The organism is Mesorhizobium sp. WSM4906 (assembly GCF_029674625.1).
Classification (GTDB): Bacteria; Pseudomonadota; Alphaproteobacteria; order Rhizobiales; family Rhizobiaceae; genus Mesorhizobium.
The window spans coordinates 767,511-790,677 of sequence record NZ_CP121355.1; the positions used below are offsets into that span (position 1 = coordinate 767,511).

Consider the following 23,167-nt stretch of genomic DNA (forward strand, 5'->3'; position numbering starts at 1 on the left):
AACCACGTGGCAATCAAGCCTCAGCCTGATCAGTCACGCCAGTCACAGAAGATGTGTGCATGGCGTAGACGAATGTGGGGGGAGCGCCATATGCGATTGCCCTGCCCTCAAGGGGAGGGCGCCGGCGCTACCGGCCTCAGGCCTGCTCCCTCGCCTTCAGCTCCAGCCGCCGGGCATGCAGCACCGGCTCGGTGTAGCCGTTGGGCTGAACCGTCCCCTTGAACACCAGGTCGCAGGCGGCCTGGAAGGCGATCGAACTGTCGAAGTCCGGCGCCATCGGGCGGTAGAGCGGGTCGCCGACATTCTGGCGGTCGACGATCGCCGCCATGCGCTGCAGCGAATCCCGGACCTGGATTTCCGAGCACACCTTGTGGCGCAGCCAGTTGGCGATGTGCTGCGAGGAGATGCGCAGCGTGGCGCGGTCCTCCATCAGGCCGACATCGTTGATGTCGGGCACCTTCGAGCAGCCGACGCCCTGGTCGATCCAGCGCACGACGTAGCCCAGAATGCCTTGCGCGTTGTTGTCGAGCTCGCGCTGGATCTCGTCCGGCGTCCAGTTCGGCCGCACCGCCACGGGTACCGACAGAATGTCGTCGAGCTTGGCCTTCGGCCGGTTCTTCAGCGCCGCCTGGACGGCGTGCACGTCGACCTTGTGGTAATGCGTGGCGTGCAAAGTCGCCGCCGTCGGCGACGGCACCCAGGCGGTGTTGGCGCCGGCCTTGGGATGGGCGATCTTCTCAACCAGCATTGCCGCCATCAAATCGGGCATCGCCCACATGCCCTTGCCGATCTGGGCGTGGCCGGCGAGCCCGCATTCGAGCCCGATGTCGACATTCCAGGCCTCATAGGCGGAGATCCAGGCGGCCTGCTTCATGTCGCCCTTGCGGATCATCGGGCCGGCTTCCATCGAGGTGTGGATCTCGTCGCCGGTGCGGTCGAGGAAGCCGGTGTTGATGAACACGACGCGCTCTCTTGCGGCGCGGATCGCTTCCTTAAGGTTGACGGTGGTGCGCCGCTCCTCGTCCATGATGCCCATCTTGATGGTGTTCTTCGCCATGCCGAGCAGCACTTCCACGCGGTCGAAGATCTCGACGGCGAAGGCGACCTCCTCCGGCCCGTGCATCTTGGGTTTTACGACGTACATCGAGCCGGCGCGGGAATTCGCCCGCCGCCCGTTCGAGCCGACATCGTGCAGCGCGATCAGCGCGGTGAGCGCCGCGTCCATGATGCCTTCCGGCACCTCGTTGCCGTCGCGGTCGAGGATCGCCGGATTGGTCATCAGGTGGCCGACATTGCGCACCAGCATCAGCGAGCGTCCGGGCAGCAGCAGCTGGCCGCCATTCGGCGCCGTGTAACGGCGATCCGGGTTGAGCTTGCGGGTAAAAGTCCTGCCACCCTTGGTGATCTCTTCCGCCAGATCGCCTTTCATCAGGCCGAGCCAGTTGCGATAGACGACGACCTTGTCCTCGGCGTCGACCGCGGCGACCGAATCCTCGCAGTCCTGGATCGTCGTCAGCGCAGCTTCGAGGATGACGTCGGCAATGCCGGCCGGATCGGTCTTGCCGATCTCACTGGCGTGGTCGATGACGATCTCGATATGCAGGCCGTTCTTCACCAGAAGCACGGCCTCCGGCGTGGCGGCATCGCCGCGGAAGCCCGCGAACTGTTTCGGGTCGGCGAGCGTGGTGGCGCCGGCGCCTTCGCCGACCTTCAACGCGCCGTTCGCCACCGAGAGCCCGTTGACGCCGGCCCATTTGCCGGTGGTCAGCGGCACGGACTGGTCGAGGAAATCCTTCGCCCAGGCGATGACTTTCGCGCCGCGCGTGGGATTGAAAGCCTTGCCCCTCTCGGCGCCGCCGGTCTCGGGAATGGCGTCGGTGCCGTAGAGAGCGTCGTAGAGCGAGCCCCAGCGCGCATTGGCGGCGTTGAGCGCATAGCGCGCGTTCATCACCGGCACCACGAGCTGCGGCCCGGCGACGACCGCGATCTCCGGATCGACATGTTCGGTCGAGACGCCGAAGGCCGGCCCTTCCGGCACCAGATAGCCGATCTCCTTCAGGAAGTTCTTGTAGGCCGCCATGTCGACCGGCGCCCCGTTCTCGCGATACCAGCCGTCCAGCTTTTCCTGCATGGCGTCGCGCTTTGCCAGCAGGGCGCGGTTCTTCGGCGCGAGATCATGGACGATGGCGGAAAAGCCTTCCCAGAATTTTTCCGGGTCGATGCCGGTGCCGGGTGCGGCCTCTTCGGCCACGAAGTCATGGAGCTCCCGGGCGATTTGCAACCCGGCGATCTCGATGCGGTCGGTCATCAGCACGTCTCCAGATGGTGGCTTGCCGGGGCTTTGGCATGTTGAGGGGCAGGGGTCAATTCGGCTTAGGATGTAGGCTCCCTTCTCCCCGTTCTACGGGGAGAAGGTGGCGGCAGCCGGATGAGGGGCGGCGCGACGTTCACAATTAGCATGCGTTGATCTGTCGATTGAGAGGTCGATGAGAACCGCAACATACGCAGGCGCCGCCCCTCATCCGCCCTTCGGGCACCTCTCCCCGTAGAACGGGGAGAAGGAAAGGCGCCTCACACCGCAATCCTTGGCCGCCCTGACGCCACCGCCACCACATGCGCTTCGATGAACATGCGCTGTCCCTCGATGGTCGAGACCTTGAACTCGGTGGCGACGTCGAGCTCGGCGCTGTCGGTGCCGGCCTCCTTCGCGCGCTCGGCCGCGATCGCCCGCACGTCGGCCTCGGCCGCGGCGATCGCTTTCGCTTCGTCGGTGAAGTCTTGCACCGTTTGCCCTGATGCGAGCCGAAACAGCCCTTCCTTGGGCTGGCTGACGCGGGCCTCGGCCGAGACGCGGACTTGGCCGACCACAGCGCCGAGCGCATTGGCGACGTCGGTGTCCTCCGGCACGATGCAGCCATTGCCGATCAGCGGCGGCAGCCCGGCATAATGCAGCGGCGCCGAGGCGCCGAGGCCGATGACCGGACGGTCGAGCGCGACGGTGAAGCGGGCGATGCCGGGATGGGCGTCGACGGCGCGCTGCACCAGCGCATGCGCGACAGTTGCCGCGCCATCCAGCCCGTCCTCGGCGAAAGCGGTCTCGAGAATATATTCGGCCGACCAGCGGGTCAGCGTGGTGAGCACGCGCTCGGCGAGCGCCTCCGGCGTCGCCGCGATCGGCTGGCCGCGGCCGTCGCGCCTGCGGGCGAAAAGCTCGGCGCCAAGGCGGGCGGCGGCGGGATTCCAGTTCGACTGCTTGCCGAGCACATGGGCGGCATCCGACGGCGTGAAGCCGCAGATGTGCACCAGCCCGCGCGCCACCAGCCGGTTGAGCGTAGCGTTCTGCGCATTCGAGCTGAGCAGCCGGTCGAGCGCCAGCGGGGTGGCACTGATCGCCTCGTAGAGCTTTGCTTCCGGCGCGGTGAGGCCGGCGGCGAGCCGGTCCGGCACGCCGGTGCGCACGGCAAAGCGACCGTCCATGCGGCCGGAGTTCGGCGCGCGCAGCTGCCGCTCCAGCTCCGACGTGACAGCCTCGCCATGCACCATGCCGGCCAGCGCCAGCGGCACCAGGCGACGCGGTCCGAGCAGGATCTTCGGGTCGAGCGCGCCGTCTTCCAGCGCCACTTCGGAATCGCCGCCGAGGCCGAAGGTGCGCATGGCGACGGCTTCGACCATGGTGCGAAAGCCGCCAACGGTGGCGCCTTCCGGATCGAGGCGCGGGCGGCCGCCGTCGAGCACGGCGACGTCGGTCGTGGTGCCGCCGATGTCGGAGACCATGGCGTCGTCGAGGCCGGTCATGTGGCGGGCGCCGACCAGGCTGGCGGCCGGGCCGGACAGGATCGTCTCGATCGGCCGCTGGCGGGCAAAGGCCGCCGACACCAGCGCGCCGTCGCCGCGCACCACCATCAGGGGTGCCGCGATGCCGCGCTGGGCCAGAAAACCTTCCGTCGCCGCCACCAGCCGGTCGATCATCGAGATCAGCCTTGCGTTGAGCAAAGTGGTGAGCGCGCGGCGCGGGCCGCCGAGCTTGGCCGACAATTCGTGGCTGGCGGTGACCGGCTGGCCGGTCTTGTCGCGGATCAGGTCTCTGGCCGCGAGCTCGTGCGCCGGGTTGCGGGTGGCGAAATAGGCGCAGACGGCAAAGCCCGACACCGAACGCCCGAGCTCCGGAAGTGCGGCCTCGAGGCCGGAGAGGTCGAGCTTCGCCGCATTGCCGTGCACGTCATGGCCGCCGGGACAGAACACCACCGGATCGGTGCCCAGCGCCGTCTTCAGCCCGTCGCGGGCAAGGTCGGCCTCGGAAAAGCCGATCATGATGAGCGCCACGCGCCCGCCCTGGCCCTCGACCAGCGCGTTGGTGGCGAGCGTGGTCGACATCGACACCAGCTTGATCGCCGCCGGATCGGTGCCGGCCTTCTCCAGCACAGCATCGACCGCGCCGGAAATGCCGACGGCGAGGTCGTGACGCGTGGTAAGCGCCTTGGCCTTGGCCAGCACCTTGCCTTTATTCGGGGTATCGAGGGGGCCGCCCTCCTCCGACCACAGCACGGCATCGGTATAGGTGCCGCCGGTGTCGATGCCGAGGAAGAGGGGGGAGTGCTTGGCGGTCATTTTTGAAGATGGTCCGGGTCGGGGCTTTGTCGCGAAGCCCTTAGCCGATACGGGCTGGCGGATAAAGGCGGGAGAGGTGGGCCAGGGGGGTTAGAGCAAGTTCCTCCCCGCAAGCGCTACGCTATGCACACATCTTCTGTGACTACTGATCGACCTGAGGCTTGATTGCCAGGTGGTTCCCCCAATCCGTCGCTGCTTCGCAGCGCCACCTTTCCCCCCTCCGGAGGGAAAGGAAGGGAGCGCTGCTGGACAAGCATTGACGGCAAAAGGCTTGGCGCCTTTCCTCTACCCCGTCGATCGGGGGAGAGGTGGCTCGGCGAAGCCGAGACGGAGTGGGGGTCGACCAGCGCTACATTGGACAATGCACGCGCCAAGCTGCCATGCACGCTACCCCTCGAACCCCACCCTCTTGTGGCTCCCGTCGCAGAACGGCTTGTTGGCCGAGTGCCCGCAGCGGCACAGGAACACTTTCATGGTTCGGGCGACGGTGTGACCGGTGCCGGTGACGATCTCGGCATTGCCTTCGAGCTTGAGCGGGCCGTTGGTGGTCGGCGTCACGTTGAGCGGGCCATCCCGCGCGTCCAGCACCTGCGCTTCCTTCAGCGGCGGCTCGCCGGTGGCGGTGAAGCCGGCCTTGATGTGGCTGTTGTCGCAGAACGGCTTGTTCTGCGAGGCGCCGCAGCGGCAGAGCGTGGCGCGATGGAAAGTCTCGCCGCCCAGCACGATCTCGGCATGGACCGCCAGCGGGCCGTTCTCGCGCAGGCGCACCGTGTTGACCACCGGCGGCTTCTCCTGCGGCCCGCCATCCTTGCGCCGGTAAGTGATCGCGCCCGACGGGCAGTTCTCGGCCAGCGCCACCACATTCTCGACGCTTGCCGCATCGGGATGGATCCACTCGCCCGGCGCATTGGGCACGAAGACATGCGGATTGCCGAGCACGCAATTGCGCGAATGGATGCAGCGCCTGCCGCTGAAGGAAACGTCGACCTTCTCGCCTTCGACCGTGCCTGCCATCTGGGTGGGTCTCCTGTTTTGGGGGATGGAAGACGAGGCTAGGGCGAGGGTGGGAAAGGCGTCAAGGATGAACTCCCCCTTCTCCCCCTTGTGGGAGAAGGTGGATCGGCGCGCAGCGCCCGAGACGGATGAGGGGTGTTCCAGCTTGGCAAAGGCGCCCGGCATCATCGCCAGGGCTGCAGATTGTCATCGCGCACATAAGCGATGATGGTGTCGCAGACAGCACCGAGGTCCTTCAGAACGTCGTCGTTCCAGAACCTCAGCACACGAAATCCCCTCGCCTTCAATTCGGCGTCGCGCTCCTGGTCGCGATGCGAATCCGCGTGCTGGCTGCCATCGATTTCGACGATAAGCCCGGCTTCCGCACAGACGAAATCGGCTATGAACTTGCCGACCGGCAGCTGCCGCCGAAACCTGATGTTGTCCAGACGCCGGCTACGCAATTCCTGCCACAGGCGACCTTCTGCCTCTGTTGGTTCGCGACGCATCGAACGTGCGAAATTGCGTTTGGCTGGAGCTACGGGTTGGTGCGGCATGGCGGAAGACTAACCAACCTCCACGCTTCGTCCAATCCCAGCGTCTCACTCCGTCCAGCACCCCTCATCCGTCTCGGCGCTGCGCGCCGAGCCACCTTATCCCACAAGGGGAGAAGGGGGAGATTTGGCGCTCACTCCGCCAGGTCCACCGTCTCGGTGGAATGCTCCACGCAGATGAAGCAGCAGGTGTCGCAGGGCTGGTCGTTGTCGGGGCCGACGCCGGCGGTGACGGAATCGTTGCCGACCACCCAGGCGCCCCAGCAGATATGCTCGCCATTGTCGCAGGAGATCGGCACGGATTTCTTCGCCCCCGGACGGATGAGGAAGACCTTGTCGTTGCCCGGCCAGACTTTTTTGCTGTCGCGGCTGAACAGCTCCACCGCCACGCCGTCGGACCGCTGGTTGCGCACGAACACCGACATGTCGGCGGCGACGGCCGGCGTGGCGAGGAGGATGGCGGCTAGAGAGAGGCGAATCATGATGAGGTCCCCGAGGGCAGTAGAGCACGGGTGGCGCAGGTAATCTCCCCCCTCGAGGGGGAGATGGCCGCAAAGCGGCCAGAGGGGGTCCTCGCGCGTGGAGTGCCGGCGTCGTCTGCTGCAGCGGTAGAAGTCGGCGCTCCACGCGCAGCGACCCCCTCTGTCGCCTGCGGCGACATCTCCCCCTCAAGGGGGGAGGTCGCGTTACCTCACCACCACATGCGGCGCGAATTTTCTCACCGCCTCCACCATCGCCTCGCCGCGCATGTCGAGCGAGGAGATTTCCATGTGCACGGTGGTCTTGCCGAAGGGCATTATCCCGAACGCGTTGGCGGCCGAATATTTGATGGCGTCGGGCGGCTCCTCGGTGAGCTCGAAATTGAGCATCGCCGCGCCCTTGCCGCCGGAGGCGAGGCGCACGCTCCTGACCTTCGCCCACGGCACCAGCACGTCGCCGGCGCGAGCATCGCGGAAGCCCTGGCTGTCCAAGGTCACCTTGACCGAGGTGTCGAAGGCGCCGCGGGCGATGAAAAAGCCGAGCGCCAGGCAAGCGACCGAGAGCAGCGCGATCCACAGCACATGCCCGCCACTCGCTCCGGCAGCCAGGCCCTGCAGCGCGCCGAAGCCGAAGACGCCGCCGATCAGGAACGGCCCGAAGGCCGGAAAGATCTTGCCGGTGGGGCTGTTGCGGATTTCGAGCGGCGCGGCCATGTCCGCCCGCTCAGCGTTCCGATTTCAGCAGCGTCCAGATCCAGCCGATGAAGGTGAGGACCAGGAACGGGTAGCCGAGCGCCGGCAGCGGCGACGAGGTGGGCAGCAGCGGCGCGCCCCAGAGGATTATCAGGACCGAGACGACGAAGAGCGCGGCCGACACCAAAGCGGTGAGCCGCATCCACAGCGCGAAGGTGTCTTTCGCGCTGACCATGACGAGCCCAGCCGCCCAAAGCGCAATGCCGCCGGCATAGGACGGCACGCTCGCCTGCAGCCCCGCCGCATTGCCGGCCAGCAGCAGGCTTTCGCCGGCAAGGAAAGTCAAGAAGCCGGCCGCGACGAGATCATTGCCGAGCCGCTGGTATTTCATGGTGATCAGCGCCGTGGCGACGACGAGCGCCACGCCGTCGATGGTCCAGACCGTCTCGCGCAGCGCATCGCTGGCGACGAAGGTGCCCGCCAAGCCGAACGCGCCTCCGATGGCGAGGCCGATTGCGGCGACGGTGTCTAAGGTGGAGCGCATGTGGTGGGTCCCGAGCTCGAGGGGGAGGATACGCTGATGGGGTGGGATGGTGAAGGGCGCGCTGAGAGTTCGAGGTCGTGGGAGCTAACTGGCCCTTGAAGACTGCGTCAGCAATGCAGACCTATTTCGCAGTGCAATAGAATCAGTTTTGATCCGAATATTTGCTTTTTGGCCGAACAGAAGTATTGTCTAACAAAGCGGTGGTGGCTTCGCGCTGAGTTATCCCGCTGGGAGGAATTGTGTAAGCGTTTGAATTTATTGGAAAAATTTTGAAACCGTTGACTGGCGTTAACGGTTTATTAGCATGTCTTGACTCCCGGCATTGCTTAACCTCATCTAGCATCCGTCCAGAATCAAGAAACCGCCGCAAAGCTGGGGATCTGCGGCGGTTTCGAGAGTTCTAACCCGCACAAGATTTGGACGTCAGGCGCGGGATATGGCGTATTTGGTACACTGATCTTGAATCAGAATAATCCGCCATGGTCAAGCCTGACGTTCGCTTACGCCAACTTAAGGAGCTACTCCAATGGCGCAGCGTACCTATCCTTCGTACTGGTTGTACAAGGACAATCGTGGTGAATGGCGTTGGACGTACGAGGCTGCGAATGGCGAAACTATCGCCGTAAGCAGTGAAGGCTACAAGCGTCGTGTCGATGCCGAGCGTGGCATCGACATCATGAAAGCCTCTACCAATAGCCCGGTCTGGTACCCGGCGAATCTCGAAAACGCCGCATGACACATAGAAAGGCCCGCCAGCAGGCGGGCCTTTCTACATGTCCTGTATCTGGGAAGGACACGTCGATGCCGTCATTTGGAATTTCTGCCATACTGAGAATCATTCATATGAACGATCGGCCGCAGCGGACAGAGTTGCGCCGAAGATTTACTCCAAGAGACGGCGGCTATGATTTTCACGCTAGCCTCCGCCGATTTTGCCAGCGCTTAATGGCCGGGGAGCCGCTCGACACCTTGCTGGCAGCTACTTCAACGATTTCACAGGGGCCCGAGCGGCGATCCGCCCAACTCGGCTTGCAGCAGTTGGCGGTCTGGAGAGACCAAAATCCAGGTGCAGAGCTGGAGTTTCCCGCAACAACGGTGCGAAGCACTGGAGGAACGTTCTCGGTTACCTTCACACCAAACTTCGGTCTCCGAAGAGAGGGCCAGTCCGTCGCAATCCATGTTTGGAATACGGCAACACCACGGCTGGAGCCCAGGTTGGTTCGGGCAGTCCTCTCTTCTATCCAGCCCGCCTACCAAGCGGCGAGCAATCGTCCTGACGACATCGCTGTCCTCTGCTTGCGTACCATGCGCCTTATTCGTCTTGGTGACGCATCGGACGTCGCAGAATTAGGGCATCTGATCTTCGCGGGCATAGACGGTATCTTTCAGGAGATGGCTGAGGCCTCGCGAGAACCGCCGCCCGCGCCCGGAGATCACCCGGCGCCACCGCCCGGGGAATAACCTCCACCGCGCAGCTTCAACGCCGCGCTGGCGGGGAGCCCGCTGCCTGCCGGCAGCTCCCCCGCTTTCGAAGCCTGCCATCGATTCACTGGATCGATGGCTTGGCGCTTTGCGCGCCAACCGGCTTCTCAATCCCCCATCTTCAGCGCCTGGATAAATGCCTCCTGGGGAATATCCACCTTGCCGAACTGGCGCATCCGCTTCTTGCCCTCTTTCTGCTTGTCGAGCAGCTTGCGCTTGCGGGTCACGTCGCCGCCGTAGCATTTGGCGGTGACGTCCTTCCTGAGCGCCGAGACCGTCTCGCGGGCGATGATGCGGCCGCCGATCGCCGCCTGGATCGGGATCTTGAACAGGTGCTGCGGGATCAGCTCCTTCAGCTTCTCGCACATGGCGCGGCCGCGCTTTTCGGCGGCAGAGCGGTGCACCAGCATGGAGAGAGCGTCGACCGGCTCGTCATTGACCAGGATCGACATCTTCACCAGGTCGCCCTCGCGGTAGTTGGTCAGGTGATAGTCGAAGGAGGCGTAGCCCTTGGAGATCGACTTCAGCCGGTCGTAGAAATCGAACACGACCTCGTTGAGCGGCAGGTCGTAGGTGAGCATGGCGCGTTTTCCGACATAGGAGAGATCGGCCTGGATGCCGCGCCTGTCCTGGCAGAGTTTCAGGATGCCGCCAAGATAGTCGTCCGGCGTCAGGATGGTGGCGCGGATCCACGGCTCCTCGATCGAGGCGATCTTGACCACGTCGGGCATGTCGGCCGGGTTGTGCAGTTCCTTCGTCGTGCCGTCGATGAGGTTCATGCGGTAGACGACCGAGGGCGCGGTGGCGATGAGGTCGAGGTTGAACTCGCGCTCCAGCCGCTCCTGGATGATCTCCAGATGCAACAGCCCGAGGAAGCCGCAGCGGAAGCCGAAGCCGAGAGCGGCCGAGGTCTCCATTTCAAAGGAGAAGCTGGCGTCGTTGAGGCGCAGCTTGCCGACGGCGGCGCGCAAATCCTCGAAATCGGCGGCGTCGACCGGGAACAGGCCGCAGAACACCACCGGCTGCGCCGGCTTGAAGCCGGGAAGCGCCTTGGCCGTCGGGCGGCGGTCCTCGGTGATGGTGTCGCCGACGCGGGTATCGGCCACTTCCTTGATCGAGCCGGTGAAGAAGCCGAACTCGCCTGGGCCGAGCTCGTCGACATTGACGCGGGCCGGCTTGAAGACGCCGGTGCGCTCGACGAGATATTTCGCGCCGGTGCCCATCATGCGGATGGTCTGGCCCTTCTTCATCACGCCGTCGATGATGCGCACCAGAACGATGACGCCGAGATAGGCGTCGTACCAGCTGTCGACCAGCATCGCCTTGAGCGGAGCGGCGATGTCGCCCTCGCGCGGCGGCGGCAGCTGGTGGACGATCGCCTCCAGCACGTCCGGCACACCCAGCCCGGTCTTGGCCGAGATCAGCACGGCGTTGGAGGCGTCGAGGCCGATCACCTCCTCCACCTGCTCGCGGATGCGCTCCGGCTCGGCCGCCGGCAGGTCGACCTTGTTCAGCACCACGACGATCTCGTGGTTGTTGTCGATGGCCTGGTAGACGTTGGCCAGCGTCTGCGCCTCGACGCCTTGGGAGGCGTCGACCACCAGCAGCGAGCCCTCGCAGGCGGCCAAGGAGCGCGACACCTCATAGGCGAAGTCGACATGGCCGGGGGTGTCGATGAGGTTCAGCACATAGTCCTCGCCGTTCTTGGCGCGGTAGTTGAGCCGGACGGTCTGGGCCTTGATGGTGATGCCGCGCTCGCGCTCGATGTCCATCGAGTCCAGCACCTGCTCCTTCATGTCGCGCTCCTCCAGCGCGCCGGTGAGCTGGATCAGCCGGTCGGCAAGCGTGGATTTGCCATGGTCGATATGGGCGACGATGGAGAAATTGCGGATGTGGTCGAGGGGCGTCGTCATGCGGCGCGCTTTAGCAGGGGCGGGTTTAAGGGGCAAGCGGCGGGGGCGGGGTGCGATCGGAGCAGAGCAGACAAACATGCTGGTCGACGTCCGGGCACAACCAATTGTCGGCGTCGGCGCTGCCCCTCATCGCCCTGCCGGGCACTTCTCCCCGTATAGTGACGGGGAGAAGGGGGCTGGCCTTAACGGCGGCGCCCTTCTTGCAACGCTGGCAATTGGCGAAACCATCAATGAGAGCGCCCCTCTCCCCGTCACTATACGGGGAGAGGATGCCGGCAGGCAGGTGAGGGGCAGCACAGGCTTTGGAAGACAGGACATCCGCCCAGGAACATTCAAATCCGCTTAAACTTTCATCCATCCCTTTAAGGCATCATTCGACCCGTTGGGGATGGCGGGCTTTGCCGCCGATGGCTTTGGGGTCAGAAATGTTTTCGTCGCCAAGAGATTTCGTCCGCTCGGAAAGCGGCTCGATGATGCCGGTCATGATGATGATCACGATCCCGCTCCTGCTCGCGGTCGGGTTTTCCGTCGACTACACCTCGGCGGTGACCACCAGAAGCGCCATGCAGAACGCGCTGGACGCGGCGGTGCTGTCGATCACCACCCTGCCGACCACGACGTCGAATGCCGACCGCCAGACGGCGCTGCAGCAGGCCTATGCGGCCAATAGCGGGCAGGGCACGGCGACGCTCACCGGCGTCAACGTCGCCGCCGACGGCACGGCGACCTTCAGCGCCAAGGCGAGCTATCCGATGCCGACCGATTTCATGCAGATCGCCAGGATCAAGACGGTGACCGTCGGCGTCGGCTCCTCGGTGCGCAAGACGCCGGCGCTGACGCAGGCCGACTTCAAGGTGACGAAAGTGTCGGGCTATTGGGCGAAGACCATGACGCTCTACGGCACCAAGTTCGGCGAAACCACAGCCAAGCCGTTGATGACGATCAGCTATACCTATAACGGCTATGGCGATCCGAAAGGCTACGGCACGACGACGGTGAGCACGATCAACGGATCGACGACGACGGTGGTCCAAAAACAGGTGTGCACGACCAGCACGGTGAAGAGCTTCACCAATCTGCCGACCGGAGCGATCACGCAGACCAGCGGCAGCAAGAAATATGTGACGACCTGCGCCAACACGTTCTATCCCGCCAACAGCACCGGCGCGGTGATCGACGTCAGCCAGATGGACAAGCTTTATCTGGAGATGAAGGTGCCTTCGGGCAATCCGACGACGCTGCGGTCGGACGATGCCGCCACCTCGAACCGGCTCTATATCGGTACCAGCGCCACCAACATGCCCGAGGTTGCGACCGGCCAGACGGTCGACATCTTCACCGCCGTGCCCTGCGGTGAGACCGGCTACCAAGCCTGGGAGGACGGCGGCAACCCGGTGCCGGCCGATGTCAGCAATGCCGACTTCTTCTACACGACCACCGGCAAATGCGATTTCAACCGCCGGCCGTCGGAGACGATGCTGACGCAGTAGGGGCGCTTTTCGCTTCCCCCGTTGTGGGAGGAAGGGCGCGGCGCCGCCGCTGCTGATCTCCCCCACGAGGGTAACGGTATGCACACATTTCCAAGCGGCTGGTCTTTGGCGATAGCGTGCATGGCAGCTTGGCGCATGCATTGTCTAATGTAGCGCTGGGTCGACCCCCACTCCGTCTCGGCTTCGCCGAGCCACCTCTCCCCCGATCGACGGGGTAGAGGAAAGGCGCCAGGCTTTTTGCCGTCAGCGCTCGTCCAGCAGGGCTCCCTTCCTTTCCCTCCGGAGGGGGGAAAGGTGGCGCTGCGAAGCAGCGACGGATTGGGGGAACCACGTGGCAATCAAGCCTCGGCCTGATCAGTCACGCCAATCACGGAAGATGTGTGCATCCCCTAGCCCCAAGAGGGGGGGAGATCGGACGTCGCGCCGGCCTTCGCCAATCTCCCAATCACAAACCGGTGAAGCTGTAACGAAGCTTCCTGCCACGGCGAAATGGGAGCATCGCCGCAACGGAGACTGCTTCTCATGACCGGACCAAAGACAACGCTCGGCAGGCTCGCCGGCGCGGCATTTGCCGCGCTTGCCGCCACGGCCGGGGCTGCTTCCGCACAGCCGCTCACCGTGGTGGAGCTGTTCACCAGCCAGGGCTGCTCGTCCTGCCCGCCGGCCAATGCCAATCTGATCAAGGTCAAGGACCAGCCGGGCGTGCTGGCGCTGTCCTTCAACGTCACCTATTGGGACTATCTCGGCTGGAAGGACACGTTCGGCCGGCAGGAATTCACCCAGCGCCAGGTCAATTACGAGCCGCTGCTCGGCCATGACGGGCCGTTCACGCCGCAGGTGGTGGTGAACGGCAGCGCCGATGCGGTCGGCGCCAAGCCCGGCGAGATCCAGAATTTGATCGCCCAGAGTCTGATCAATAAGGGCGGCCGCACAAAGGGTCCGGACGTCGCGCTTGCCGGCGGCAAGGTCAGCATCGGCGCCGGCAAGGCGCCCGGCGGCGCGGCCGACGTCTGGCTGGTGCGCTACAGGCGTGGAGTCGTCGAGGTGCCGGTGGCGCGCGGCGAGAATACCGGACGCACGCTGCCGCATGCCAATGTCGTGCATTCGCTGCAGCGGCTCGGCCGCTGGAACGGCCAGGCGACGACGCTGCCGCTGCCTGCGGCAGGCGGGGGCTTGAGCACCGCGGTGCTGGTGCAGACCCCAGGCGGCGGGCCGATCCTGGCGGCGGCCGCCAACTGATCATCCTTTTCGCGCGGCGCCGCAGGTCGCGGCAACGCATTCAACGGGCTCGCATGCGCGCGCCACAACCCAAGGAGACTATCCATGACCAAATTCCTGACGGCGCTCGCGCTTGCGCTCGCAACCTTCGCCGCCGGCGCCCGCGCCGACGACGCGACCAACGCCATGAAGCCAGCCAACGCGATGGCCACCGACGCGATGAAGCCGGCGACGGATGCGATGAAGCCCACAACGGACGCGATGAAACCGGCCGATGCCATGAAGCCCGATGCGATGAGCACCGAGGCGATGAAGCCGACCACCGATGCGATGAAGCCTGCGGATGCGATGAAGCCTGCGGACGCCATGAAGCCGGTTACGGATGCGATGAAGCCGGCGGACGCTATGGCTCCGGCGCAGTAAGGTCGCCCTATGGCTTGCGACGCCCCCTTACCCAGCCTCCGCTTCGCTCGGCTGACCTCTCCCCGGTGGGGAGAGGAGATCGCCGGCGCCAGCCTCTTCTCCCCTCGGGGAGAAGGTGGCCCGAAGGGCCGGATGAGGGGGAGCGCCGCGGCTCGCCGCACGGCAAAGTGAGACCCTCTCGGCGGCTTGTGTCGTGTATATTGGAACAACAACAAGGAGATCCGACATGAACGGCATCGACAAAAAGACGGCGCGGCGATCGCTGGCTCCGCTTGCGGCGCTGGTGCTGACGGCGGCGGCCGCCGCATTCTGGCAGACGCCGGCCCGCTCGGCCGAGGACGCGGTGGTGATCCCGCCGCCGGCCGTGGACGAGAAGGCGGCGAGCGGCACCGAGAAGGCCATCTTCGCGGGCGGCTGCTTCTGGGGCGTGCAGGGCGTGTTCCAGCACGTCAAGGGCGTCAGCAAAGCCGTTTCCGGTTACACCGGCGGCAGCGCCGAGAACGCCGTCTACGAAGTGGTCGGCACCGGCCGCACCGGCCATGCGGAATCGGTCGAGATCACCTACGACCCGTCCAAGGTGACCTATGGCCAGCTCCTGCAGGTCTATTTCTCGGTCGCGCACAATCCGACGCAACTCAACTACCAGGGGCCGGACCAAGGCACACAGTATCGTTCGACGATCTTCGCCGAGAACGACGAGCAGAAGAAGGTGGCCGAAAGCTACATCGCCCAGCTCGACAAGGCCAAGGTGTTTTCGAAGCCGATCGTGACGACGCTGGAGACCGGCAAGACCTTCTATCCAGCCGAGGACTACCATCAGGACTTCCTGACGCTGAACCCGACCTATCCGTATATCGTCTACAACGACCTGCCGAAGATCGAGAATTTGAAGGCGCTGTTCCCGCAGCTCTACAGCGAAAAGCCGGTGTTGGTGCTGGCATCGAGCAAGAGCTGAGTACCTAATCTCCCCCCTCGAGGGGGAGATGTCGCCGAAGGCGACAGAGGGGGTCGCCGCGCGTGGAGTGCCGGCCTTCAGCATGACGTCGGCGATCTATGTGAGACGACCCCCTCTGGCCTGCCGGCCATCTCCCCCTCAAGGGGGGAGATCACATTCAATCATACGTCAGATCCGTCGCCTTCCCGCCGAACACGCGATAGGCGTAGAACGAATAGAAGATGATGATCGGCAGCACGACGACGACGCCGGCCAGGATGACCGCCAGGCTTTCCGGCGCTGAAGCCGCCTGCCAGATCGTCAGCCTTTCGGGCACGACATAGGGATAGAACGACCAGGCGAGCCCGGCGAAGCCGAGCGTGAAGATGGCGGCCAGGGTGAGGAACGGGCGGAGCGCGTGCCGGTCGTTCGGCTTCGGCAGATGGAAGGTCTGCCGCCACAGCCCGAGGAACAGCAGCGCCGACGCGATCGGCAGCGGCGAGAGATAGAGGAGCTCCGGCCAGAGGAACCATTTGTCGAAGATGCGCGGGCTGGCGAAGGGGGTGGCCAAGGACACCGCCACCATGCCGAGCGCCGTCAGCACCAGCGTGGTGCGCAGCCAGCGCACGGCCTTCACCTGCAATTCACCCTCGGTCTTGTAGATCAGCCAGGCCGAGCCCATGGCAGCGTAAGCCGCCGACAGGCAGAGCGCCACCAGCGCGCCGAAGGCCATGCCGCCAAAGCCGACATCCAACCCGAGCACATAGACGCCCAGCATGTAGCCCTGCGCCAGCGAGGCGGTCGCCGAGCCCAGAAAGAAGATGCGGTTCCAGCGCTGCTTCTTGCCGGCCGGCACCTTGGCGCGGAAATCGAAGGCGACGCCGCGCAGGATCAACCCGACCAGCAGCACGAAGACCGGCAAATAGAGCGCGGTCAGGATGGTGCCGTGCGCCATCGGGAAGGCGACCAGCAAGAGCCCCACCGCCAGCACCAGCCAGGTCTCGTTGGCGTCCCAGAACGGACCGATGGCCGCGATCATCGTGTCCTGCTCGGCATCCTCGGCGGCGGCGAACAGGATGCCGATGCCGAGATCGAAACCGTCGAGCACGACATAGATAAGGATGGCGAGGCCCATCAGGCCGGCGAAGATCAGCGGCAGCGCGGTCGGCCAGTCGAAGGTCATTTTCTTATCCTCATGCGCCAGTCTTGATTTCCGAGGTCGCCGCTGCCCCTCATCCCCCTGCCGGGACCTTCTCCCCGTATAGTGACGGGGAGAAGGGGGCCGGCCGCGGCCCCGGCGCTTTTCCTGCAACGCTGACGATTGGCGAAATCGGCGACGAGGGCGCCCCTCTCCCCGTCACTATGCGGGGAGAGGATGCCGGCAGGCAGGTGAGGGGCGGCGCCAGCATCCGGCGTTAAGTCGCGATATCTTCGCAAATCGACCACTGCTCTGACCCTCGGTTGCGAATTCACTCCCCGGCAGCCGGCTGCGACAGCGCCGCGTTCATGACGCCCGGCAGCGGCGAGGTGTCGCCGTCCTTGGCCGCCTTCAGCGCCAGATGCACCAGCACGCCGAGATAGGCGATCAGGAGCAGCACATAGAGGATCAGATAGACGGCCAGGGTCAGCGCGACATGGCTGCCGGCGACGGGGCCGACGGCGTCGGCCGTCTTCAGCACGCCGGTGACCAGCCAGGGCTGGCGGCCGATCTCGGTCGTGTACCAGCCGGCGAGCGTCGCCACCCAGCCCGACAGCGCCATCGGCACCATGATGAGCGCCAGCGGCTTCGGCAGGCTGTGGCGGCGCTTGAGGAACCAGGCGGCCGACCAGGAGACGATGAGCATCAGTATGCCGGTGCCGACCATGATGCGGAAACCCCAGAACACCGGGAAGACCGGCGGATGGTTGCCCGGATAGTCGTTGAGGCCGGGCACGACGCCGCTCGTGGAGTGGCGCAGCACCAGGCTGGCGCCGTCGGGAACGGCGAGCTCGAACCTGTTTTCCTTGGCCGCCTCGTCGGGCAGGGCGAACAGCACCAGCGGCACGTTGGGACCGGTGTTCCAGTTCGCCTCCATGGCGGCGATCTTCTGCGGCTGGTGCGCGAGCGTGTTCAAGCCGTGCTGGTCGCCGGCAAAGATCTGGATCGGGATCAGGATGGCGGCGGTGAAGACGCCGGTGCGCAGCGCCTTCCACATCGATTCGGAACGGTCGCCGTAAAGATAGCGCAGCGCCGACAGGCCAGCGATCAGGAAGGAGACCGTCAGGCCGGAGGCAAGCAGCATGTGGACCAGCCGGTAAGGCATGGACGGGTTGAAGACGATCGCCCACCAGTCAACGGCATGCGCCTTGCCGTCGATCATCTCGAAGCCGGCCGGCGTCTGCATCCAGGAGTTCAGCGCGATGATCCAGAAGGCCGACACCGTCGTGCCGCCCGCCACCAGCACGGTCGCCAGCGTGTGGATGCGGTTGGAGACGCGGCGGAAGCCGAACAGCATGATGCCGAGGAAGGCCGCCTCGAGGAAGAAGGCGGTGAGCACCTCATAGGCAAGCAGCGGGCCGGCGATGTTGCCGACTGTCTCCATATAGCCCGGCCAGTTGGTGCCGAACTGGAAGCTCATGGTGACGCCCGAAACCACGCCCATGGCGAAAGAGAGCGCGAAAACCTTCACCCAGGTGAAATAAGCGCGCATCCAGGCGGAGTCGCCTGATGCGTTGTAGCGGAGCTTGAAGAAGAGAAGCACCCAGCCAAGTGCAATGGTGATCGCCGGAAACAGGATATGGAACGAAATATTCGCGCCAAACTGGATACGCGACAGAATGAGCGGGTCCATGCTCGGCTCCGGCTGCAATTTATGCTTGAAGGATAGGCTTCGAACACGCGCCGGTCAAAGCGGCGCGGCGTCACGCGAGGCGCGTTGTCGCAGCGCCAGGCGCGACGCCGCGCCGGCATGAATAATCCTGCCGGGTGACAGCTTGCCGACGCCGCGGGCGCGGCGCGACGGCCGTTGAGCCGCCGGGCGGCGAGCGCAACTGTCCAGAGCTGTCAGGAGGGCTGCAAATTGCCGGTTTGAATAAACCGGCATCCGACCTATATGAGGTCACGTTTTCCAGCCGGCCACATTTCAGCATGTCATCCATCATCTCGATTTCCGGTGTCACGAAAACCTATGCCACCGGCTTCAAGGCGTTGAAGGAAATCAATCTCGACATCGAGCGCGGCGAGATCTTCGCGCTGCTCGGGCCGAACGGCGCCGGCAAGACGACGCTGATCTCGATCGTCTGCGGCATCGTCAACCGTTCCGCCGGCACCGTCACCGTCGACGGCCACGACATCGGCAGGGACTACCGCGCCGCGCGCAGCCTGATCGGGCTGGTGCCGCAGGAGCTGACCATCGACGCTTTCGAGACGGTGTGGGCGACGGTCAATTACAGCCGCGGCCTGTTCGGCAAGGCGCCGAACAAGGATTTCGTCGAGAAGGTGCTTAGAGACCTCTCGCTGTGGGAGAAGAAGGACGCCAAGGCGATCACGCTGTCGGGCGGCATGAAGCGCCGGCTGATGATCGCCAAGGCGTTGTCGCACGAGCCACGGGTGCTGTTCCTCGACGAGCCGACGGCGGGCGTCGACGTCGAGCTGCGCCAGGATATGTGGGCGATGGTGCGGCGGCTGCGCGAGGACGGCGTCACCATCATCCTGACCACGCATTACATCGAAGAGGCCGAGGCGATGGCCGACCGCGTCGGCGTCATCAATCGCGGCGAGATCATCCTGGTCGAGGGCAAGGCCGAGCTGATGCGCAAGCTCGGCCGCAAGCAGATGACACTCGAGCTGCGCGCGCCGCTCAAGGCCATCCCCGTGGGTCTGTCGCGCTATGCGCTGGAGCTGTCCGCGGACGGCAACGAGATCACCTATACCTATGACAACCAGAGCGACCGGCCGGGCGTCGCCTCGCTGATCCGCGACTTCGAGGCCGCCGGCCTGCAGTTCCGCGACCTCGATACCAAGAACAGCTCGCTGGAAGAGATCTTCGTCAATCTTCTGAGGCAAGAGCCATGAACAGGCACGCGGCCATGAACCTTCGTGCGGTGTGGGCGATCTACCGGGTGGAGATGGCGCGTGCGTTCCGCACGGTGCTGCAGAGCATCATCTCGCCGGTGATCTCGACGTCGCTTTATTTCGTCGTCTTCGGCTCGGCGATCGGCTCGCGCATCAACGAGATCGACGGCATCAGCTACGGCGCCTTCATCGTGCCGGGCCTGATGATGCTGTCGCTTCTGACGCAGTCGATCTCGAACGCGTCCTTCGCCATCTATTTCCCGAAATTCGTCGGCTCGATCTACGAACTGTTGTCGGCGCCGGTGTCCTATCTCGAGATCATCCTCGCCTATGTCGGGGGCGCCGCGACCAAGTCGATCATGCTCGGCCTGATCATCCTGGGCACCGCGGCGCTGTTCGTGCCACTCAGGATCGAGCATCCGTTCTGGATGATCGCCTTCCTGGTGCTGACGGCGGTGACCTTCAGCCTGTTCGGCTTCATCATCGGCATCTGGGCTAAGACCTTCGAGCAGCTGCAGCTGGTGCCGCTCCTGATCGTCACGCCGCTCACCTTCCTCGGCGGCAGCTTCTATTCGATCCACATGCTGCCCGGCATCTGGAAGACGATCACGCTGTTCAATCCGGTCGTCTACCTGATCAGCGGGTTCCGCTGGAGCTTTTACGGCAAGGCCGACGTCTCGGTCGGCGTCAGCCTCGGCATGACGCTGGTGTTCCTGGCGGTCTGCATCGCGATCGTGGCCTGGATCTTCAGGACGGGGTACCGGTTGAGGAATTGAGGGAAATTGGCTTCCGCGCTGGAGCGGGCGCAACCCTTCGTGATTAGCCGTAACGCTTATCCCGTCGTCATCTTCGGGCTTGACCCGAGGATCCATGCCGTGACTTGGAAGTGCTGCCTCCGGCGCAGAATTTTGCTCCGCCGGATTCCTCGGCTTATGTAACGGCATGGATCCCAGGGTCTCCGCGACGCCGCTCCGCGGCTGCTTCGCCTTGGGATGACGAAGCTGCGAGGTTTCGTCAAATCGCTAAGGTTGGTAATGTTTTCTAAATCGCCTTGATCAGCCGCAATAGCCCAAGCATCTCCATCAGCGTGCCCTTGCGGAAGGCGATGTAGGTCGGCTCCTCCTGCCCGTGGAAGCGGCGCTTGAAGGCGGCCTGGCCCTGCAGGTTGAAGCGCGAGCGGTTGACCCAGGGCGACTCGTAGGCGCGCTGGAAGGCGCCGCGCCAGAATCTCGATTCGGCAAAGCCGCTCGGCTCGACGTCGAGCAGCGGCGACAGGCCGAGCGTGACGACCGAGATGCCCTCCTCGCGAAAGCGGTCGACGGCGAATTTGGTCAGGCCGATCTCGGCATGCGGCGTGGCGTCGACATGCTTGCGCTTGAAGGCGGTGGTGTAGCCGATGACCTTGCCGTCGCTGAACAGCGGATCGAAGTCGAGGATGGCGACCAGCTCGCCCTCCGGATCGTGGAGAACGAAGCGGCGCATGTCGGCGCCGAGATGGTCGGCGAAGGGGCGGTTGAGGAAGCCCATCTCCCAGCGTTTGACGATGCGCTCGCCGCGCCAGTTCTCGGAAAGCCGCGACACCTCGTCGAGGAGCATGTTTTTCCTGTCCTCGGCGAAGGTGAAGCCCTTCTTCGCCAGCCAGCGCTCGGAATAGCGCACGGTCTCGTTGCGCTTGCCGGAGAAATCATGCGCCGGCAGCTGCAGCCTGGTGTCGACGCCCAGCCGATTGACCTGATAACCGAGCCCGGCCAGCACCCTTGCGGTCGCGGCGCTTATCTGCACGAACCAGGGGCCGCCGGCGGCCTCGACGAAGCGCTTGATGTAGCCGGGCCGTTCCGCCGGGTCGACCACCGGATCGCCAAGCGCGAAATGGTGCTTCATCTTGGTGCCGAAGGCGATATAGCCGTCGCCGTCGCTGAAATAGGACAGTTTCTGCTGCACGGCGGTGGAATAGGCGAGCGAGAAGTCGCCATGCCGCCGCACCAGCGCCAGCCGCTCGAGATGCGTCAGCTCCCGCTTCGGCACCTTGGGCGCCGCGCCTTCAAGAAACCTGTCGATATGGATGCGCAGGGAGGGCATGAGCTTCCGCGTGCCGATGAACAGAGACCCGCAGCCCATGGGCCTCGAATCAGTCGCCTTGGCGCGACCGACTGTCGGTCATGTCGCGCCAGCGCCATATAGGATGCTATGGGCGGCGAATGAAGAGGAAATGTCCGAAGGCTTCACGGTGCCGTGCAGCTTGACTTTCCATGTATTGTTATATAACTAGTTATCGTTATTTCGATGAGCTCGGCCATGGAAGACATATTGCGATCCCTCGGCTTTCTGTGCCTGGGCAGCAGGCTGAAGCGCATCGGCGAGCAATTGCAGGCCGATACGCAGCGCGTGCTGGATCAACTGGATGTGCGGATCCAGTCGAGCCAGTACCCCCTGCTCGCGGCGCTCGACAGGCTGGGGCCGCTGCCGGTCGGAGAGCTGGCGCAATCGCTCGGCGTCGCGCAGCCGGGTGTCACGCGGGCCGCGTCGCTGCTCACCGAGCTGGGCGTGGTCGAGGTCACGCAATCGAACGACGACCAGAGGCGCAGGATCGTCTCCTTGTCGGCAAGCGGCCGGCGGCTGGTCGATGCTGCGAAGCGCGACGTCTGGCCGCGCATCGAGGACGCCGTCGCGGAATTGTGCGCGGACCTCTCCGGGCCGCTGCTTGGCCAGCTCGCCGCCATCGAGGATCGGCTGGCCGCGACCTCGCTCGACCGCCGCGCTGAGAAAGCCAGGGCCGTTGCGCCCAAGGTCGTCGCGCCATGAAACACGTTCTCGACCGCCCCATCTGGAGCGCGCTTGCGACGCGCCACCAGGCCTTCGCGGAAGGCGACAGCCTCGCCCGGCGGTATCGGCCGTCGATCGTTCCTTTCGCCGCCACCGCGATGGACGACGAAGAAAGCCTGCGAGCTCTGGGCAAGCTGCTGCCGCCGCTTCAAAGCTCGATCGTGGTCCAGACCGATCCGATCGTCCTGCCCGCGGAAGTTTCCGCGGTCTCGACAGCGACCTTGGTGCAGATGACAGCCGAGCGGCCGATGCAGGCCGTGTCCGACGAACGGGTGCAACCACTGACACCCGACGATGCGGCCGAGATGCTTGCCCTGGCCTCGCTCACCAAGCCCGGCCCGTTCACGCTGGAAGCCTTGAGCCTCGGCGAGTTCTGGGGCGTGAAGATCGGCGGAAGGCTCGCGGCAATGGCCGGCGAGCGCATGAAGCAGCCCGGCTACTCGGAGCTCAGCGGCGTGTGCACGCATCCCGATTTCCGCGGCGGCGGCCTTGCCAGACTGCTGTCGCTGTTCGTGGCAAACCGGATCATGGCGCGGGGCGAGGTTCCCTATCTCCACGCCTATGACAGCAACGCACCGGCCATCGGGCTCTACGAGTCCATCGGCTTCCGCTTGAGAACCACCCTGAACATGGTCGTGGTTCACCGCGCTGGGTAGCTGGGGTTGCGGATGCCCATCGCTTCGTCATCAAATGGCGAGGTGGCTGGAACTGTGACCCGTCGATCCCTAAAGGCGGCCTATCACATTTTCGTGACATCGGCGTGATTAAGCAGGGCCGATTTGCCGGCTTGGTTCGGCTACGACCGTGCAGTCATCGGGTGCCAATCGCTGGCGGCAACTTCGCGACGCGAGTCAACCGCAGCCTCGCGGCACCGGCGCGCCGACCGGGGCCGGGCGCATTTTTGCGACATCCGACTTCGATCCCTTGGCAGCGCGCCTTCGCCCTATCCTCCAGCTTGA

The 23,167-nt window shown here is 64.7% G+C and carries 21 protein-coding genes; 9 read left to right on the plus strand and 12 right to left on the minus strand.

Annotation, left to right across the window (positions count from 1 at the left end; translation table 11 throughout):
* Window positions 1-136: 136 nt before the first annotated feature.
* The 7 genes from QAZ22_RS03575 to QAZ22_RS03605 all read right to left on the minus strand — a co-directional run bounded on the left by QAZ22_RS03575 (window position 137) and on the right by QAZ22_RS03605 (window position 7,871).
* Window positions 137-2,308 (minus strand): malate synthase G, encoded by a 2,172-nt coding sequence (locus QAZ22_RS03575; protein WP_278205599.1) that lies wholly within the window; start codon window positions 2,306-2,308, stop codon window positions 137-139.
* Window positions 2,309-2,571: 263 nt separating this feature from the next.
* A complete protein-coding gene (locus QAZ22_RS03580; RefSeq protein ID WP_278205600.1) occupies window positions 2,572-4,608 on the minus strand; it encodes a hydantoinase/oxoprolinase family protein in 2,037 nt (678 codons plus the stop codon).
* Window positions 4,609-4,995: 387 nt separating this feature from the next.
* Complete coding sequence (locus QAZ22_RS03585; RefSeq protein ID WP_278205601.1) at window positions 4,996-5,622, minus strand: CDGSH iron-sulfur domain-containing protein; 627 nt, start codon at window positions 5,620-5,622, stop codon at window positions 4,996-4,998.
* Window positions 5,623-5,786: 164 nt separating this feature from the next.
* The gene (locus QAZ22_RS03590) at window positions 5,787-6,158 is read right to left on the minus strand and encodes an endonuclease domain-containing protein (protein WP_278205602.1); all 372 of its coding nucleotides are present in this window, start codon (window positions 6,156-6,158) and stop codon (window positions 5,787-5,789) included.
* Window positions 6,159-6,289: 131 nt separating this feature from the next.
* Window positions 6,290-6,637: a hypothetical protein gene (locus QAZ22_RS03595; protein ID WP_278205603.1), complete on the minus strand. Its 348-nt coding sequence runs from the start codon at window positions 6,635-6,637 to the stop codon at window positions 6,290-6,292.
* A 204-nt stretch (window positions 6,638-6,841) separates the two neighbouring features.
* Window positions 6,842-7,348, minus strand: coding sequence for a hypothetical protein (locus QAZ22_RS03600; RefSeq protein ID WP_278205604.1), 507 nt, complete (start codon window positions 7,346-7,348; stop codon window positions 6,842-6,844).
* A gap of 10 nt (window positions 7,349-7,358) precedes the next feature.
* The gene (locus QAZ22_RS03605; RefSeq protein ID WP_278205605.1) at window positions 7,359-7,871 is read right to left on the minus strand and encodes a hypothetical protein; all 513 of its coding nucleotides are present in this window, start codon (window positions 7,869-7,871) and stop codon (window positions 7,359-7,361) included.
* Window positions 7,872-8,397: 526 nt separating this feature from the next.
* On the opposite strand from QAZ22_RS03605, the gene QAZ22_RS03610 reads away from it, so the two are divergent.
* Entirely contained in the window at window positions 8,398-8,607 is a 210-nt protein-coding gene (locus tag QAZ22_RS03610) for a DUF1508 domain-containing protein (protein WP_278205606.1), read from the plus strand.
* 853 nt (window positions 8,608-9,460) lie between these two features.
* On the opposite strand, the gene lepA is transcribed toward QAZ22_RS03610, so the two are convergent.
* Window positions 9,461-11,266 carry a translation elongation factor 4 gene (lepA, locus tag QAZ22_RS03615; protein WP_278205607.1) on the minus strand — a complete coding sequence of 602 codons (1,806 nt, stop codon included), beginning with the start codon at window positions 11,264-11,266 and terminating at the stop codon, window positions 9,461-9,463.
* Between the two features lie 370 nt (window positions 11,267-11,636).
* The gene (locus QAZ22_RS03620) at window positions 11,637-11,762 is read right to left on the minus strand and encodes a hypothetical protein (protein ID WP_278205608.1); all 126 of its coding nucleotides are present in this window, start codon (window positions 11,760-11,762) and stop codon (window positions 11,637-11,639) included.
* Between QAZ22_RS03620 and QAZ22_RS03625 the strand changes: the two genes are divergently transcribed.
* The 4 genes from QAZ22_RS03625 (at window position 11,749) to msrA (ending at window position 15,352) form a co-directional block, all read left to right on the plus strand.
* A complete protein-coding gene (locus tag QAZ22_RS03625) occupies window positions 11,749-12,756 on the plus strand; it encodes a TadE/TadG family type IV pilus assembly protein (RefSeq protein WP_278205609.1) in 1,008 nt (335 codons plus the stop codon). The genes QAZ22_RS03620 and QAZ22_RS03625 overlap by 14 nt on opposite strands.
* Before the next feature lie 522 nt (window positions 12,757-13,278).
* On the plus strand, window positions 13,279-13,995 hold the full coding sequence (locus QAZ22_RS03630) for a DUF1223 domain-containing protein (RefSeq protein WP_278205610.1): 717 nt from the start codon (window positions 13,279-13,281) through the stop codon (window positions 13,993-13,995).
* 84 nt (window positions 13,996-14,079) lie between these two features.
* Window positions 14,080-14,397, plus strand: a complete 318-nt coding sequence (locus QAZ22_RS03635; protein WP_278205611.1) for a hypothetical protein — start codon at window positions 14,080-14,082, stop codon at window positions 14,395-14,397.
* 226 nt (window positions 14,398-14,623) lie between these two features.
* A complete protein-coding gene (gene msrA / locus QAZ22_RS03640) occupies window positions 14,624-15,352 on the plus strand; it encodes a peptide-methionine (S)-S-oxide reductase MsrA (protein ID WP_278205612.1) in 729 nt (242 codons plus the stop codon).
* 157 nt (window positions 15,353-15,509) lie between these two features.
* Here the strand turns inward: msrA and QAZ22_RS03645 are convergent, their stop codons facing one another.
* Together QAZ22_RS03645 and QAZ22_RS03650 are read right to left on the minus strand one after the other, a co-directional pair.
* Complete coding sequence (locus QAZ22_RS03645; RefSeq protein WP_278205613.1) at window positions 15,510-16,514, minus strand: cytochrome d ubiquinol oxidase subunit II; 1,005 nt, start codon at window positions 16,512-16,514, stop codon at window positions 15,510-15,512.
* 286 nt (window positions 16,515-16,800) lie between these two features.
* Window positions 16,801-18,162 carry a cytochrome ubiquinol oxidase subunit I gene (locus tag QAZ22_RS03650; protein ID WP_278205614.1) on the minus strand — a complete coding sequence of 454 codons (1,362 nt, stop codon included), beginning with the start codon at window positions 18,160-18,162 and terminating at the stop codon, window positions 16,801-16,803.
* 296 nt (window positions 18,163-18,458) lie between these two features.
* Here QAZ22_RS03650 and QAZ22_RS03655 point away from each other — a divergent pair, with 296 nt between their 5' ends.
* Window positions 18,459-19,385, plus strand: coding sequence for an ABC transporter ATP-binding protein (locus tag QAZ22_RS03655; RefSeq protein WP_278205615.1), 927 nt, complete (start codon window positions 18,459-18,461; stop codon window positions 19,383-19,385).
* 14 nt (window positions 19,386-19,399) lie between these two features.
* Window positions 19,400-20,161, plus strand: a complete 762-nt coding sequence (locus QAZ22_RS03660) for an ABC transporter permease (protein ID WP_278207783.1) — start codon at window positions 19,400-19,402, stop codon at window positions 20,159-20,161.
* A 265-nt stretch (window positions 20,162-20,426) separates the two neighbouring features.
* On the opposite strand, the gene QAZ22_RS03665 is transcribed toward QAZ22_RS03660, so the two are convergent.
* On the minus strand, window positions 20,427-21,464 hold the full coding sequence (locus QAZ22_RS03665; RefSeq protein WP_278205616.1) for a phosphatidylglycerol lysyltransferase domain-containing protein: 1,038 nt from the start codon (window positions 21,462-21,464) through the stop codon (window positions 20,427-20,429).
* 216 nt (window positions 21,465-21,680) lie between these two features.
* On the opposite strand from QAZ22_RS03665, the gene QAZ22_RS03670 reads away from it, so the two are divergent.
* Window positions 21,681-22,187: a MarR family transcriptional regulator gene (locus QAZ22_RS03670; protein WP_278205617.1), complete on the plus strand. Its 507-nt coding sequence runs from the start codon at window positions 21,681-21,683 to the stop codon at window positions 22,185-22,187.
* The gene (locus tag QAZ22_RS03675; RefSeq protein ID WP_278205618.1) at window positions 22,184-22,864 is read left to right on the plus strand and encodes a GNAT family N-acetyltransferase; all 681 of its coding nucleotides are present in this window, start codon (window positions 22,184-22,186) and stop codon (window positions 22,862-22,864) included. Before QAZ22_RS03670 ends, QAZ22_RS03675 begins: the two co-directional genes overlap by 4 nt.
* Window positions 22,865-23,167: the final 303 nt, after the last annotated feature.